Annotated in this window: 13 protein-coding genes; 3 read left to right on the top strand and 10 right to left on the bottom strand. The window is 69.7% G+C overall.

Going from position 1 to position 15,595, the window contains the following annotated elements; genetic code table 11:
• Nucleotides 1-48: 48 nt before the first annotated feature.
• From mrdA to WPS_RS17585, 10 genes are all read right to left on the bottom strand, one after another.
• Nucleotides 49-1,911 (bottom strand): penicillin-binding protein 2, encoded by a 1,863-nt coding sequence (gene mrdA, locus WPS_RS17630; RefSeq protein WP_317995766.1) that lies wholly within the window; start codon nucleotides 1,909-1,911, stop codon nucleotides 49-51.
• The gene (mreD, locus tag WPS_RS17625) at nucleotides 1,908-2,390 is read right to left on the bottom strand and encodes a rod shape-determining protein MreD (protein WP_317995765.1); all 483 of its coding nucleotides are present in this window, start codon (nucleotides 2,388-2,390) and stop codon (nucleotides 1,908-1,910) included. Before mreD ends, mrdA begins: the two co-directional genes overlap by 4 nt.
• Nucleotides 2,391-2,433: 43 nt before the next feature.
• Nucleotides 2,434-3,111 carry a rod shape-determining protein MreC gene (gene mreC, locus WPS_RS17620; RefSeq protein ID WP_317995764.1) on the bottom strand — a complete coding sequence of 226 codons (678 nt, stop codon included), beginning with the start codon at nucleotides 3,109-3,111 and terminating at the stop codon, nucleotides 2,434-2,436.
• Nucleotides 3,112-3,206: 95 nt separating this feature from the next.
• Nucleotides 3,207-4,295 (bottom strand): rod shape-determining protein, encoded by a 1,089-nt coding sequence (mreB, locus tag WPS_RS17615; protein WP_317995763.1) that lies wholly within the window; start codon nucleotides 4,293-4,295, stop codon nucleotides 3,207-3,209.
• Nucleotides 4,292-4,930: a Maf family protein gene (locus WPS_RS17610; RefSeq protein ID WP_317995762.1), complete on the bottom strand. Its 639-nt coding sequence runs from the start codon at nucleotides 4,928-4,930 to the stop codon at nucleotides 4,292-4,294. The genes mreB and WPS_RS17610 overlap by 4 nt, the downstream gene beginning before the upstream one ends.
• A 46-nt stretch (nucleotides 4,931-4,976) precedes the next feature.
• A complete protein-coding gene (lysA, locus tag WPS_RS17605) occupies nucleotides 4,977-6,218 on the bottom strand; it encodes a diaminopimelate decarboxylase (protein ID WP_317995761.1) in 1,242 nt (413 codons plus the stop codon).
• Nucleotides 6,215-6,820, bottom strand: coding sequence for a nicotinate-nucleotide adenylyltransferase (nadD, locus tag WPS_RS17600; protein ID WP_317995760.1), 606 nt, complete (start codon nucleotides 6,818-6,820; stop codon nucleotides 6,215-6,217). Before nadD ends, lysA begins: the two co-directional genes overlap by 4 nt.
• A 5-nt stretch (nucleotides 6,821-6,825) precedes the next feature.
• Nucleotides 6,826-8,103: a GTPase ObgE gene (obgE, locus tag WPS_RS17595; protein WP_317995759.1), complete on the bottom strand. Its 1,278-nt coding sequence runs from the start codon at nucleotides 8,101-8,103 to the stop codon at nucleotides 6,826-6,828.
• A 65-nt stretch (nucleotides 8,104-8,168) separates the two neighbouring features.
• Nucleotides 8,169-8,450: a 50S ribosomal protein L27 gene (gene rpmA, locus WPS_RS17590; RefSeq protein WP_317995758.1), complete on the bottom strand. Its 282-nt coding sequence runs from the start codon at nucleotides 8,448-8,450 to the stop codon at nucleotides 8,169-8,171.
• Between the two features lie 42 nt (nucleotides 8,451-8,492).
• Complete coding sequence (locus WPS_RS17585; RefSeq protein ID WP_317995757.1) at nucleotides 8,493-9,857, bottom strand: cytochrome P450; 1,365 nt, start codon at nucleotides 9,855-9,857, stop codon at nucleotides 8,493-8,495.
• An 80-nt stretch (nucleotides 9,858-9,937) separates the two neighbouring features.
• Between WPS_RS17585 and fabF the strand changes: the two genes are divergently transcribed.
• The 3 genes from fabF to smc are packed head-to-tail and all read left to right on the top strand — an operon-like array spanning nucleotide 9,938 to nucleotide 15,593.
• A complete protein-coding gene (gene fabF, locus WPS_RS17580; RefSeq protein WP_317995756.1) occupies nucleotides 9,938-11,191 on the top strand; it encodes a beta-ketoacyl-ACP synthase II in 1,254 nt (417 codons plus the stop codon).
• Between the two features lie 4 nt (nucleotides 11,192-11,195).
• A complete protein-coding gene (rnc, locus tag WPS_RS17575) occupies nucleotides 11,196-12,002 on the top strand; it encodes a ribonuclease III (protein ID WP_317995755.1) in 807 nt (268 codons plus the stop codon).
• A 3-nt stretch (nucleotides 12,003-12,005) separates the two neighbouring features.
• Nucleotides 12,006-15,593 (top strand): chromosome segregation protein SMC, encoded by a 3,588-nt coding sequence (gene smc, locus WPS_RS17570; RefSeq protein WP_317995754.1) that lies wholly within the window; start codon nucleotides 12,006-12,008, stop codon nucleotides 15,591-15,593.
• Nucleotides 15,594-15,595: the final 2 nt, after the last annotated feature.

The raw sequence follows: 15,595 nt of genomic DNA, 5'->3' as shown, positions 1-15,595 counted from the left end.
CGCGACCGTTCGGTCGAACCTGGAACGACGGTGCGCTCGACTAGCGCCTCAGAGCGGCTCGATCTTCTTCCCGAAGTAGTCGGCGATCACGTGCTGCGCGACCGGTGCGGCGACCGATGCGCCGTAGCCGCCGGATTTCTCCATGTAGACGGCCATCGCAAACTTCGGATGGCTGCTCGGCGCCCACGCGACGAACCACGTCGTGTTCGGCCCGTTCCCGCCTTCGGTCTCCGCGGTTCCGGTTTTGCCGGAGAACGTGAGGCCCGGAATCTCCAGCCCGGACGCCGTTCCCCAGGGCTTGGTGACCTGCGCCATCCCCTCACGCACTTCGCGCAGCGCTTCCTGCGAGACGTTGACGTGACGGATCACTTCGTGATCGAAGCGTTTGAGCACCGTGCCGCGCGGCGAGCGGATCTCGGAGACGAGATGCGGGCGGTAGAGCGTCCCGCCGTTGATCACCGTCGCAGCGACGCTGGCGATCTGCAGCGGCGTCGCCTGCATCGATCCTTGTCCGATCGCAAGCTGACATGCGTCGCTCGGCTCGAGGTGGTAGCCCTTGCCGAACGTCGCCTGCACCCACTCCTCGGTCGGCCAGTTGCCCGGATACTCGCCGGGGAGATCGATCCCGAGTTTCGATCCGAGCCCATACTGCGTCGCGTAATAGCGCAGCCGCTCGTTTTTCAGCCGCCAGCCGAGCTGATAGAAATACCCGTCCGACGATGCCGCGAGCGCGTGCTCGAACCCGGTCGAGCCGATCCCGCCGGCGGCGATGTCGACGAACGTGGTCCCATAGCACGACCACGCACCGGAATCATAGAGCACCTGATGCGGCGCGATCACCCCGCTCGAGATCGCGGCCGACCCGGTCACCATCTTGAACGTCGAACCGCTCGGCGACGCCGCGCCGATCGCGCGGTCGTAGAGCGGGTTGAGCTTGTCGCCGAGCAGCGCGTTGTAGCGTTTCGTGTCGATCGGCGTCGCGAACGCGTTGGGATCGAAGGCCGGCATCGATGCGAGCGCAAGGACGCTGCCGTTGTACGGATCGAGTACCACGACCGCGCCCGAGAGCCGCTGGCCGCGCGCTTTCCCCCACTTGGCGAGCATCTTCCCCAAGTGTTTCTCGACGCTGCGCTGAAGCTTCCAGTCGATCGTCGTCACCAGCGTGTCGCCGGGGATCGAGTCGAGCGGTTTGAGCCGCCGCACGAGCGCACCGGAGGCGTTCACCTCGACCTGCTCGCCGCCCGCGCGGCCGTGCAGCCAGCGGTCGTAGGCGTTCTCGAGCCCGTCCTTGCCGACGACGTCGTTGGGCGAGTAGCCCAGCCGTTTGCGTTTCGCGTACTCGTCTTCGTCGATCACGCCGACATAACCGAAGATGTGCGCGCCCTCTTTGCCGTAGGGGTAGTTGCGCACCGGCTGCTCTTCCATGTCGACGCCGGGAAGATCGCTCTGCGCCTCGGCGAGCCGCGCCATCTGCACCGCGGTGAGATCGCTGGCGAGGATCACCGGCCCGTACGGTTCGTACGTGCGCACCTCGTCGAAGTTCTTGTAGTTGATGTTGTGGTGATGGAGCAGACGGTGCTGCAGCGTCGCGGCCGGAACGCGCAGCACGTCGGCGAGCATCGCGAGCGTCTTGTCGATGTCGGTGATTTCGGACGGGATCAGCGCGCAGACGAACGACGGCCGCGACCGCACCATAACGGTGCCGTGACGGTCGACGATGAGTCCGCGCGGCGCGGCGATCGGGATCACCTCGATTTGGTTGGCGCGCGCCGCGGCCGCGAACTCGCCGCCCTGCACGAGCTGGACCTGCGCCAGCCGCGCGACGATCGCGATCAGCGCGATCAGCAGCACGCCGAGAAAGCCGGCGATCCGCGGGAGCGGACGCTCGACGGGAGCTCCGGCGGCGCTCATCCCCAGCGCTCCACGGTCGTCTTGTCGACGACGAGCCGGCCGCGCACGATCAGCCATACGAACGCGACGAGCGACGTGAACAGCGCGCGCCACAGCGACGTGTGCAGGTGCGCGACGGCGAAGCCGGCTGGGAAGCCTTCCATCCGCATCACGGTCCAGAACAGCAGATCGCGCAAGAGCACCGCGAGCCCGCACAGCACCGCCGGCGCGAACCAGCCGTCCGCGAACATGCGGCGCGAGATGCCGCCGGCGAGCAGGGCGACGATCGTCGTCCCGAGCGTCCACGCGCCGCCCGTCCCGGCGAAGATGTCTTCGAGCAAGCCGGCCGGGATCGCGAGCATCGCGCCCCGGCGCGCGCCGGTGCGCACCGCGTACAACACGACGGCGATCGTGACGAGCGACGGCACCGCGCCGCGAAACGCGACGAGCGGCACGAGCGTCGTCTGCGCCAGCGCGAGCAGCGCGGTCCAGCCGAGCACGGGCCCATATGCCGGCCCGACCGTCAGCTCGACGCTGCGATACCTACTTCTGCGGGAGAACGAGGACACGCGAGAGGGCCGAGAGATCGACGGCGGGCTGCACGATCGCGCTCTGGTCGAGCGCGCCGGCGTTGACGGGTTCCACCTGCACGATGCGGCCGATCAGCACGCCGGCATGAAACGAGCGGCCTTCGCCGGTGACGATGCGGTCGCCCGGACGCAGCTTCGCGTCCTGCGAGACGTACTGCAGTTTGACGCGCGTCGACGTGCCGACGCCGATCGCCCACCAGCGTCCGCGCTGGACCACGGCGGGAAGTTTCGAGGTCGCGTCGGTCACGACCAGCACCTTCGACGAAAGCGGCGCGACCTCGACGATGCGTCCGACGACGCCCGCACCGGTGACGACGCCGGCATCGCGGCGCACGCCGTCCTTCGCACCGCGATCGATCGTGAGCACGTGCGTCGCCGCTTCGGGATCGTAACCGATCACGGTCGCTTCGATCCCGTCGGGGTGCGCGAATTTCGCATCGGCAAGGTCCGCGGCCGCGGGGACGCGCGCGAGACGTTCGAGCAGCTCGTCGTTGCGGGTGCGCAGCAGCGTGTTCTCCGCGCGCAGGCGTGCGTTCTCGCTCGCGAGTCCCGGCGTGCGCACGACGGTGTCGACGCCTCCGCGCACGCCGCCGGTCACCCACGCGATCGCGGTCTGCACGAACGCGGTCACCGAGGTAACGATGACCGTGATCGGCGAGGTGCGGCCGTTACGGGCGTAGTCGAGTTGGAGAAGCGCGAGCAGTGCGGCGACGATGACGGCGCCGACTACCGCGAATAGCTTTCTCTCATCCCGATACGTAAAGATTGGTACCACCTCGTCAGCCGGTCCGCATGCGGCCGCAACCGTTCGAGCAGACCGGGCGACGCCAGAATCTCGCCGGCGCCGCGGGCGACGCAGCCGAGCGGATCGTCCGCGACCGTTGTCGGGACGTTCGTGCGTGCACCGATCTCGCCTGCGAATCCCGGGATAAGTGCGCCGCCGCCGGTGAGGACGATCCCCGCTTCGAGCAGTTCGCCGGCGAGATCGGGCGGTGTCGCTTCGAGAATCGACCAGGCGGCGCGCGCGATCTTGTCGATCCCGTCGGCCATCGCCTCGCCGACCAGCGTCTCGTCGACGAACCGCTTTCCGGGCCGCAGCGCCGCCATGTTCGTCCCGCTCACCGAATACGGTTCGCGGCCCGGCGCTCGGCCGGCGTAGCCGCGTTCGATCTTCAGCCGCTCGGCGGTGAGCGGTCCGATTCCGAAATATTCGCGGCGCAGCCGCGCGACGATCGCTTCATCGAACGTGTCGCCGCCGATCTTGATCGAGTGCATCGCGACGACGCCGCCGAGGACCAGCACGGCGATCTCGGTCGTCCCGCCGCCGATATCGATCACCATACGCGGCGTGGTACCCATGATGTCGAGCCCCGCCCCGACCGCGGCGGCGACCGCCTGCGGCACGAACGTCGTGATGCGCGGGCCTGCGGCGCGAATCGCTTCCTCGACCGCCTTGCATTCGATATCGGTCGCGCAGCCCGGGACGCACGCGATGACGCGTGGAGCGATGCGCGTGCGCGAGGCGAGCGCGCGGTCGACGACGGTTTTGACGAGCGCGTGCGCCCCGCGGAAATCGGAGATCGTTCCGCCGCGCAGCGGGTGCACCACCCGGATCCGGCCGGGCGCGCGGCCGTCGAGTTCCTTCGCCGCCTGACCGATTGCGACGACCGCGTCGTCGCTGGTGCGATAGGCGACGACCGAGGGCTCGCTGATGAGAACGCCTTCGTCGTGCGAGTACACTACGGTGTTGGCGGTGCCCAGATCGATCCCGATATCGGGGCTGAACGTTGCTCGGACCGATCCCGCCAAGCTCATGCGGCTACCTCGGCGCGCGCCCGCGGCGCCAGCGAATACCCCAGGCGCGGCAGGGCCCGGGCGAAGGCGGCGAGCGGGAAGCCCACCACGGTGAAATAATCGCCGTCGATCCGCTCGACCAGCGTCGCGGCAAACCCCTGGATCCCGTAAGCGCCCGCTTTGTCGAGGCCGTCGCCCGACGCGGCGTAAGCGTCGATCGTCACCTCATCCAATTCGGCAAAACGGACCCGCGTCGTAACCGTTTGCGCAACATGTGCGCCGTGTCGGTCATCGCGCAGGACGAACGCCGTGTGGACCTCGTGCCAGCGGCCGGCGAGGCTGCGCAGCATCGCGCGCGCCTCGTCGATCCCGGCGGGCTTGCCCAGCGCGACGCCGTCGCGATCGACGACCGTGTCGGCGGCGACGATCAGACCGTCGGCATGCGCCCCCATCGCCTTCCCGTACGCGTGTTCGGCTGCAAGTTCGGCGGGGGTGCGGCCGGGGAGCGGCGTTTCGACGTACTCGCTTGCGATGACCGACACGCGCAAACCAAGCGACGCGAGTAGCTCGCGTCGCCGTGGTGATGCGCTTGCCAGTGCTGCGTGTTCGAGCCGTTCGAGGTGTGCGATGCAATGAGTGTACGGATCGGCGCGCACGATGACAACGTTTCTCGCAAAAATCCGTGCGAAACGGCGGTCCGGGTCACACGACGTCCAGCCGCATCACGTCGTCGGCGGTCTCGGCACGGATCACGCGGCGATGATGACCGTCGCGCACGAACACGACGGCGGGCCGGCCGAAGCGGTTGTAGTTGCTCGCCATGCTGTACGTATAGGCGCCGGTGATGCGCAGCGCGATGAGGTCGCCGGCGGCGAGATCGCGCGGCAGCACGTAGTCTCCCATCTCGTCGTTTTCGCACGACCGACCGGCCAGCGTCGCCGGTTCGTCGGGGCCTGCTGCGCGCGCCGCGACGACCTCGGGGAGATGCCGCGCGCCGTAGAGGAGCGGGCGCGGGTTGTCGGCCATCCCGCCGTCGACGATGACGAAGCGCCGCCGCCCCTGCGTTTTCACGGCCATGACGCGGTACAGCGACGAGCCCGCGCGCGCGATCACGGCCCGGCCGGGCTCCACCGCGAGCCGCAGGCCGGTCCCTCGCGCGCGACCCTCGAGCGCCGCGGTCAGTTCGTCGATGTCGACCGGACGCGGATCGTCGGGGCCTTCCTCGACGCCGATCCCGCCCCCGCAGATGATCTCAGCGACCGGGTGGCCGCTCGCGCGCGCGATCCGCGCGAGGCCGAGCAGTTCGTCGAGATTGGCGACGAACGGCGCGGTCTCGGCGATTTGCGAGCCGATGTGGCCGTGCAGGCCGATCAGCCGCAGTTGCGGGAGGGCGGCGATCCGCGCGAACGCCGCCGGCGCAGCCGCCAGCGCAAAACCGAATTTCGTGTTCTCGCCGCCGGTGCGGATAAAGGCGTGGGTGTGCGCTTCGATCCCGGTGTTGATCCGCAGCATGACGTCGACCGGGTCGGCGGGCGACGTGATCGCCGCGAGCCGAGCGAGTTCTTCGTCGTTGTCGATCACGTCGAACGCGACGCGACGATCGACGATCGCCTGCAGCTCCTCCGCGGTCTTCCCGCAGCCGTGAAAATACATGCGTTCGGCGGGGAAGCCGCCGCGCTCGGCGGTCACCAGCTCCCCGAGCGAACAGACGTCCAGGCGTAAGGGCGTCGCCGCGAGGTGTTCGGCGAGGGCGGCGCACAGAAATGCTTTCGCCGCGTAACCGACCGTGATGCCGTGCGGCGCGCACGACCGCACGACGCGGTCGACTTCGAGGTCGAAGACGTCGAGGTCGATCACGAACAGCGGCGTGCCGTACGTCGCGGCGAGTTCGCGCGCGGGGACGCCGCCCAGCGCCGCATCGACCGCAAAGCTGGTCGTCGTCATCGTCGGTACAATCCTCGCTCTTCGATGTAACGGTAGACGGATTCGGGGATCAGATAGCGCACGCTGCGGCCGCCCGCGAGCCGTTCGCGGATCAGCGTCGCCGACTCGGCAACGAGCGGCAGGTCGAGCTCGCGCACCTTCGCGCGCCGCGACGCGGAGACGTCGTCGAGCGACGCGTCGATGTCGGCGTGCGTCACCTCACCGCGCGGCGCGACGACGAACTCGTCGACGAGGTCGAGCACCTCGTCGAGCCGCTGCCAGCGCGAACGCACGAGCGAGTCGGCGCCGACGATGAAGGTCAGCGTCGCATCGGGGTAGCGCGCCTGCAGACGCGGCAGCAAGTCGGCGGTATAACCGGTCGCCTCGGGGCCGAGATCGCTCTCGTCGAGTGCAAACGCGACGTTGGCTGCGATTGCGAGGCGAATCATCTGTGCGCGATCGTCGGGCGTCGCGCTCATCGCACCGTCGCGGTAGTGCTTCCCCTCGCGCGTCGGCACGAAGAGCACGCGGTCGAGTCCCGATGCCTCGCGCACCGCCTCCGCGACGAACAGATGACCGTTGTGCACGGGATCGAACGACCCGCCGAAGACGCCGATGCGCATCCCGCTCAGCTGTAGTCGAACTCGACGCCGGCGATGCGGACCGTATCGCCTTCCTGCACGCCGAGCTCGCGCAGCTTCCTGTCGACGCCCATCTTCGCGAGGATTTGCTCGAAGCGCGCCAGCGCTTCGTCGGAATCGAAGTCGGTCATGTTCGCGAGCCGTTCGACGCGCTCGCCGCTGACGACGAAGATCCCCTCTTCTTTGCGGATCTCGAACGGCTCGTCTGCGCTCAGCTGGATCTGCGCCGGCTCCGGCTGCGCGACAGCGGGGAGCGGCGTCGCGCGGATCGTCTCCCATGTCGCGTAGATCAATTCTTGCACGCCCTCGCCGGTCGCCGCGGAGATCCCGCGCACACCGGGGATCGTCTCGCGCAGCGCTTCGTAGGTCGCGCGCGCGTCGGGGAGATCGAGCTTGGTGATGACGACGATCGTCGGCCGGTCGAGCAGCGCAGCGTTCCACGCGCGCAGTTCGTTCTCGATCGTCGCTTTGTCGGCCAGCACCTCGTCGACGGATTTGTCGCCCGCAATGAGATGCACCAGCACGCGCGTGCGCTCGACGTGCCGTAGAAAACGATCGCCCAGACCCGCGCCTTCGTGCGCGCCTTCGATCAGGCCCGGGACGTCGACCATCACGAACGACTCGAACTCCGCGACGCGCACGACGCCGAGCTGCGGGTCGAGCGTGGTGAACGGATAGTCGGCGATCTTCGGCCGAGCCGCGCTCACCACCGAGAGGAGCGTCGACTTCCCGGCGTTCGGCAGCCCGAGGATCCCGGCGTCGGCGAGCAGCTTCAACTCGAGTTTGAGCTCGCAGCGTTCGCCGGGTTCGCCGTTGTACGCGAAGCGCGGCGCCTGCCGCGCGGCCGTCGCGAAGTGCTGGTTGCCGAGGCCTCCGCGTCCGCCTTTCGCGACGCGCACGCGCTCGTTGGGCGTGCTCATGTCGGCGAATAGCCGCGAATGGCCGCGGTTGCCCTCGCCGTCGATCTCGGTGCGCGTGACGAGCGTCCCGACGGGGACGCGCACGATCAGATCGTCGCCCGCTTTGCCGGACTTGTTCGAGGTCGAGCCCGCTTTGCCGGAATCGGCGGCGAACTGTTTCTTGAAGCGGAAGTCGACGAGCGTTCCGAGTTCAGGATCGGCGAGCAGCACGACGTCGCCGCCGCGGCCGCCGTCACCGCCGGCCGGCCCGCCTTTCGGGACGTATTTCTCGCGGCGCCACGCGACGATGCCGTCGCCGCCCTTCCCCGCGGCGACGCCGATCGTCGCCTCGTCGATGAACTGCATCTACGGAAAACAAAAAAGAGCCGCGCGGCGGCTCTCTTCGCTGGCGGACGGAACGGCGCGCGCGATCAGACCGCCGCCGGCACGACGTTGACGTGCTTGCGGTTCTTCGACGCGGTGAAGGTGACCTGACCCGCGACGACGGCGAAGATCGTGTGGTCCTTCCCGATCATCACGCCCTGGCCGGGGTGGAAGTGCGTCCCGCGCTGGCGCACGATGATGTTGCCGGGGATCACGTGCTCGCCGCCGTAGCGCTTCACGCCCAGGCGCTGGGCGTTCGAATCGCGCCCGTTGCGCGTGGAGCCCGCGCCCTTCTTGGACGCGAAAAGCTGGAGGTCGAACCGGAACATAGCCGGTGGAGTATACCCGATACCCCCAGCGAGTTCAAGCGCCTAGGCCGGAGCCGGAACCGGCCGCACCGGGACCGCCCGCATCCGCAGCGGGCGCCCGGGCCTCAGGGTGACCAGCGGATCGAGCGGGACCGGGGAACGGTCGATCGCCTCGAAGCGGAGCCTCCGCGCGAGCGTCGCCAGCACCAGCACCGCCTCGGTCCAGGCGAAGCTCTCGCCGATGCAGATCCGGTTCCCGCCGCCGAACGGGAAGTACGCGTAGCGCGGGAGCGTCTCGGTCTCGCCGGTCGACCAGCGCTCGGGCCGGAACGCGTCGGGTTCCTTCCAATAGCGCGGGTTGCGGTGGGTGACGAGCTGGGAGGCCAGCACGACCGATCCCGGCGGGAGGGTCCAGGCGCCGAGCCGGAACGGCCGGATCACCCGGCGTCCGAGGATCCAGGCCGGCGGCCGCAGGCGCATCGTCTCCGCGATCACGTCGCGGGCGTAGCGCAGGTTCTGATAGTCTGCGGCGACGGGGTCGCGGTCGCCGAGCACCGCGTCGAGCTCGGCGCCGAGCCGCGCCGCGACCTCCGCGTCGCGGGAGAGGAAGTCCCAGGCCCACGCCAGCGCGTTCGCGGTCGTCTCGTGGCCGGCCAGGAGCAGCGTGAGCGCTTCGTCGCGGACGAGGTCGTCCGGCATCGCGGCGCCCTCCTCGTCGGTCGAAGAGAGCAGGATCGAGAGCAGGTCGCCGCGGTCGATCCCGTCGGCGCGCCGCTCGCGCACCAGCCGGAAGATCACGGCGTCGAGTTGGGCGCGCGCGGCGGTGAAGCGCCGCGTCGCCGGATGGAACGGCAGGTGATCGAGGAGCTCGCCGAACGCCGAGAGCGAGGCCGGGAAGACGTCCATCGCTTCGGTGACCGCGGCGCCGATCGCGTCGGCGTCGTCATCGACGTCGGCCGAGAACAGCGTCGCCGCCGCGATCCGCAGCGCGAGCCGGTTCATCAGCGCCGCGACGTCGACGGTCTCGCCTGGCCGCACCGACTCCGCGGCCTGACGGCTCAGATCGATCATCGTCGCGGCATAACCGGCGATCCGCTCGCGGTGAAACGCCGGCTGGACCAGCCGCCGCTGGCGCAGATGGAGCGGCTCGTCGCTGGTGAGCAGACCCACGCCGAGAAGGCGGCGCATGCGGCGCAGACCGCGGCCTTTCACCACGTCGAAGCCGCTCGCCGTGAGCAGCTCTTCGATCGATGCGGCGTCGTCGAGAAACCAGAATCGGCCGCGCGGCATCCGCCAGCTCGCGATCGGGCCGAAGCGCTGCGCGGTCGCGTCGAGGAAGCCCGGGATCCGCGAGAGGTCGCCGCCGGCCGCCATCCCGCGGATCGCTTCCAGCGTGGAGGGTCCGGGCGGGTAGGCGCGCGGCGTCATGCGTTCACTCTACCGCGCCGGCTTGCGCCTGTTCCACGGGCGGGAGGGTCGCCTGTGCGGGTTCCGAACCGGATTGCGTTTTGGAGAAACGCCGCGTCGTCATCACGGGCATGGGGGCCATCACCCCGCTCGGCAATTCCCGCGCCGCCTTTTGGGAAGCGCTGCAGGCCGGGCGCAGCGGAGTCGGACCGATCACCGCCTTCGAGCCCGGAAAACTGACCACCAAGATCGCAGCCGAAGTGAAGGGCTTCGACCCCGACGCGCTGTTCGGGCGCCGCGACGCGCGCCGCATGGACCGCTACGCGCAATTTGCGCTCGCGGCCGCGCGCGAAGCGATGGCCGATGCGAACTTGCCCGAGGATCCGGACGTGCGCGAGCAGGTCGGCGCGATCGTCGGCACCGGGATCGGCGGGATCATCACCGTCGAGAACACGACGTTCGAAGTCGGGCCGGGTCAGAAGTGGGATCGCATCTCGCCGTTCTTCGTCCCGATGCTGATGGCGAACGCGGCGTCGGCGCAGGTCTCGATGACCTACGGGCTCAAAGGGCCGATCTTCGCGGTGTCGAGCGCCTGCGCGTCGGCGAACGACGCGTTCGCGACCGCGTACGACAAGATCGTGCTCGGCGACGCGATCGCGGTGGTGACGGGCGGCAGCGAAGCGACCGTCATTCCGACCGCGATGGGCGGGTTCTGCTCGATGAAAGCGATGTCGACGCGCAACGACGACTACGCGCACGCGTCGCGTCCGTTCGACAAAGAGCGCGACGGGTTCGTGCTCGGCGAAGGCGCGGGGATCCTCGTGCTCGAGGAGCGCAAGTTCGCGCTGCAGCGCGGCGCGACGATCTACGCCGAACTCCTGGGCTACGGTCAATCGGCCGACGCGTACCACATCGCGCAGCCCGATCCGGAATCGCGCGGCGTGATCCTGGCGATGCGCCGCGCGCTCGAGCGTACCGGGGTTGCCCCCGAATCGGTCGGCTACATCAACGCGCACGGCACCTCGACGCCGCTCGGCGACCTGGCGGAGTCGCAGGCGATCGAACGCGTCTTCGGCGCGCACGCGCACGCCGGTCTGGCGGTCTCCTCGACGAAGTCGATGCACGGCCACCTGCTCGGCGCCGCCGGCGCGATCGAAGGGATCGCGTGCGTCCTCGCGCTGCAGGACGGGATCATCCCGCCGACCACCAACTACGAAGTCCCCGATCCCGGGTGCACGCTCGATTACGTCCCCAACGTCGCGCGCAAAGCGCCCGAGCTGCGCATCGCGATGAGCAACGGCTTCGGTTTCGGCGGCCACAACACGTCGGTCGTGTTTGCGAAGCACGAGCCGTAGCGCGATGGCCGGCGAGAGGCGGCGTGCCCGGCTGCGGGCGCTGCTGAAAACCGCGGGCGTTCCCACCCTCGATCCGGCGGCGATCGAGAGCGCGTTCGTCCATGCGAGCGCGGGCAAGGAACAGTCGCTCACCTCGAACGAGCGGCTCGAGTTTTTCGGCGACGCGATCCTCGGCTTCGCCGCATCGCGCTGGCTGATGACGAAATATCCCGATGCGTCCGAAGGGCTGCTGACGCGGCGCAAAGCGAACCTCGTCAGCGGCACGTCGTGCGCCGTGACGGCGCGCCGGCTGGGTTTTCCCGATCTGGTCGTGCTCGGGATGGGGATGGATCGCGCCGGCGCGCAGGGGAACGAGAGCATCCTCGCCGACGCGTTCGAAGCGTTTCTGGCGGCGCTCTACGCGGCCAGCGATCTCGATCGCGTGCTCGCGTTTCTCGAAAAAGAGCACTTCGCGGCGGTCGACAAGCGCGACGCGGGCGACCGCGATCCGAAGACCGATCTGCAGGAGTTCGCGCAAGCGGTGCTGCGCGTGACGCCGCTGTATTTCGAGCGCGCGGAGGGACCGCCCAACGACCGGCGCTACACCTCGCAGGTGCGCATCGGCGACGAGATCCTCGGCGAGGGGATCGGCGGCTCGAAGAAGGCGGCGCAGCAGAGTGCCGCGGCGATGGCGCTCTCGACGCTGCGCGCTCGCCATCCTGCGGGGAGCGCGGCGGCGAGCGCGTCGAACGACGACGGGCGCGTCATCTCGATCAACCGCAGCCGCCGCCCGCGCCGTCCCCGTACGCCCGAGCCCGGAGCTCCCACCTAAGTCGTGCGCCTCAAATCGCTCAAAGTTTTCGGCTTCAAGACGTTCGCGGAAGCGACCACGCTCGAGTTCCACGACGGCACGACCGCCGTCGTCGGCCCGAACGGCTCGGGAAAGTCGAACCTCGTCGACGCGATCCGCTGGGTGCTGGGCGAGCAGTCATCGCGCAGCCTGCGCTCGCAGAAGATGGAAGACGTCATCTTCGCCGGCAACCAGCACCGCAAGCCGCTGGGGATGGCCGAAGTCTCGCTGACGTTCGACAATCACGACCACCAGCTGCACCTGGACTACAACGAACTGCAGATCACGCGCCGCGCCTACCGCGCCGGCGAGTCGGAGTTCTACATCAACCGCGAGCAGGTGCGCCTTCGCGACGTGCACGAGCTCTTGATGGGGACGGGTCTGGGTCCCGGATCCTATGCGATCGTCTCGCAAGGCCAGATCGACGCGATCCTCTCGTCGAAGCCGACCGAACGCCGCGCGCTCTTCGAAGAGACCGCCGGGATCGGCAAGTTCCTCGCGCGCAAGAACGAAGCGCTGCGCCGGCTCGATGCGACCGAGCAGAACGCGATCCGCGTCAACGATCTCATCGCCGAACTCGAACGCCGCGTCCCGGAGCTCGACGCGCAGGTGCGCCGCGCGAAGCGCTACCGCAAGGTGACGGCGCGCGTGCGCGATCTCGAGATCCTCTCGTTCCTGCGCGCCTCGGCGACGCGCCGAGACGAGCGCGAACGCGTCGCCGCCGAACTCGACGCGCACGAAAACCGGCGCGCCGCCGCAGCCGCGCGCGCGGCCCAGCTCGGCGCGCAGCTCGCCGCGCTGCGCGAGACGCTGTATACGCTCGAACTCGACCTCGACAAGCACCGCGCCGACGCGCAAGCGGCGCGCGCCGAGCTGTCGCGGATCGAAGCCGATCTCGCCGCCGCGGTCGCGCGGCGCGACGGGCTCGAACGGCAGTCGTCGGCGGTCGTCGCCGATCGCGAACGTGTCGAGGCCGAACGCGTCACCCTGCGCCAGCAGGTCGTCACGCTCGACGAACGGCTCGCGCCGCTCACCGCGCAGACCGACGGCTCGCGGGAGCGCGAACTCGCCGCCTCGGCCGCCGTCGCCGACGCGCGCGGCGCGCTCGATGCGGTCTACCAGGAGCTGCGCGCCGTCGAAGCGCTCGCCGCGGAGCAGGCGGCGAGCGAAGCGGAACGCCGCGCGCAGATTCACAGCGCGCGCGCCGAGATCGAGCGGCTCGAGCGCGAGCACAGCGCCGCGATCGCCGATCGCGACGCGCACGCGCACGCCGCGCAGAGCGCGCGCGGCGGCTTCGGCGAGCGCGAAGCGCTGGTCGAGAAGTACGAAGCCGAAGTCGCGGCCCAGCACGAGCGCGCGCGCGTCACACGCGAACGCGGCGAGCAGGCCGCGGCGCGTGTCGCCGAACTCCAGCGCGCGCACCGTGACCTAACCTCCGAACTCGCCGGCGCCGAATCGCGCCTGCACACGATCGAAGAACTCGAAGCCGCGCTGGAAGGGCACGCGCACGGGACGCGCGCGGTCGTCGAAGCCTCGCAGCGCGGCCACCTGCTCGGACTGCACGGCGTCGTTTCGAACCTGATCTCCACCGACGAGCAGTACGCGCGCGCGCTCGACGTCGCGTTCGGCGGCGGACTTTCGAACATCATCGCCGAGACGTCGGAAGATGCCGAGGCGGCCGTTGCGTACCTGCGCGAACGCGAACTCGGCCGCGCGACGTTCCTCCCGCTCGACACGCTCGCGCAGCGCGAAGGCCGCGAGCTCGGTTCACTGCGCGGCCGCCCGGGCGTGATCGGCTACGCGCACACGCTCGTGCGCGCCGAGCCGCGCTATCGCGGGATCGTCGCGTTCCTGGTCGGCCGGATCCTGGTCGTCGACGAACTGCGCACGGGCATCGCGCTGACGCGCGGCGAGGGCTTCCGCGACTCGATCGTCACCCTCGAGGGCGATCAGATCATGGGCGGCGGCGCGATCACCGGCGGCCGCTTCCGCAAAGAGCGCTCGATCCTGGCACGGCGCGCCCAAGCCGAGCGCCTGCGCGAACACGTGCCGGAGCTGCGCGCGCGGATGGAGCAGATCGAACGCGACGGGCTCGCGGCGAAGGCCGAACTCGACGCCGCCGCCGCCGAACGCGACGAGGCGACGAAGCTCGCGAGCCACGCCGAGGTCGCCCTGCGCGACGTGCGCACGCAGCTGCAGGGGCTCACCGTCGAGATCGAACGCCTCGATGCCGCCGTCGCCGCGGCCGCAGCGCATCGCGCGACGCTCGGCGCGACGCGCGACGACGTCCTCTCGCGCCTCCACGCGCTCGAGCGCGTCGCCGACGATCACGTCGACCTGCGCGAACAGCGCACCGCGCTCGAAACGCAGCTTGCCGCGGCGCGCGAGCGCATCGCGGCGGTGGAAGCGGAGCAGAGCGAGGTCGTCGCGGCGGCCAGCGCGCTGCGCGAGCAGATCGCCGGCCTCTCCGCCGAGCGCGAAGGCGCCGTGACCCGGCTGGGCCTGCTCGACGCCGATGCCGAACGCGCCGGCGCGGCGCGCGAGACGATGCTGCACGAACTCGAGTCGCTGCGCGGTCAGACCGCCGCGCTCGAAGGGATGCTCGCCGCGTCGCGCGAGCGCGTCGCGACCGCCGACCGTGCCGTCGAGACGGCGCGCAAGGAGCGCGAGTCGACCGCCGATCAGGCGAACCAGCGCGAGGCCGACGAGCGGATCGCGCAAGCGGAAGACCGCGAAGCGACCGCCGCGGGCGAGTCCGGCCGCCGCCGCCTCGCCGAGATCGATGCGGAACTCGGGATGCTGCAGCAGTCGTTCGCGCAGAACCCCGCCTCCGAGGACGAGCAGCAGGACGTGCTCGCGCGCTACGCCGGCGAGCCGGCCGAAGTCGTCGAGGAACTTCCGCGCCTGCGCGAAGAGCTCGTGCGCCTGCAGGCCAACGTCAACCTCAACGCCGAGGCCGATCGCGACGAGCTGACCGAGCGCGAGCGGTTTCTGCGCGAGCAGATGGCCGATCTCCATCAAGCACGCGAGACGCTGCTGGCGACGATCGCGGAGATCGAGATGTCGTGCCAGGTGCAGTTCAACGAGACGTTCGACGCGGTGAAGGCGCGCTTCAGCGAGGTGTTCGCCCAGCTCTTCCCCGGCGGCCGCGCCGAGATGTGGCAGACGAACCCCGACAACCTCAGCGAGACCGGGATCGAGATCGCGGTCCAGCCGCCGGGCAAGAAACTCACCAACCTGGCGGCGCTCTCCGGCGGCGAGCGCGCGATGACCGCGTCGGCGCTGATCTTCGCGCTGATCGCGGTGAAGCCGTCGCCGTTCTACCTGCTCGACGAGGTCGATGCGGCGCTCGACGACGCCAACGTCGAACGCCTCTCGACGAAGATCCGCGACGTCTCGCACACCGCGCAGATGCTCATCGTCACCCACAACAAGAAAACTATGGAGCTCGCGCAGCGCATGTACGGCGTGACGATGCAGGAGCCGGGCGTCAGCTCGATCATCAGCGCGACGCTCGACGAACGTCCCGTCACTCCGCCCAGCGACGCGATCCTCGAACCGGCCGCGGTCTGATC

It is taken from the genome of Vulcanimicrobium alpinum (genome assembly GCF_027923555.1).
In the GTDB taxonomy this organism is placed as follows: domain Bacteria; phylum Vulcanimicrobiota; class Vulcanimicrobiia; order Vulcanimicrobiales; family Vulcanimicrobiaceae; genus Vulcanimicrobium; species Vulcanimicrobium alpinum.
The sequence above is the reverse complement of the archived record's forward strand: the minus strand, read 5'-3'. Positions and strand labels throughout refer to the sequence as shown.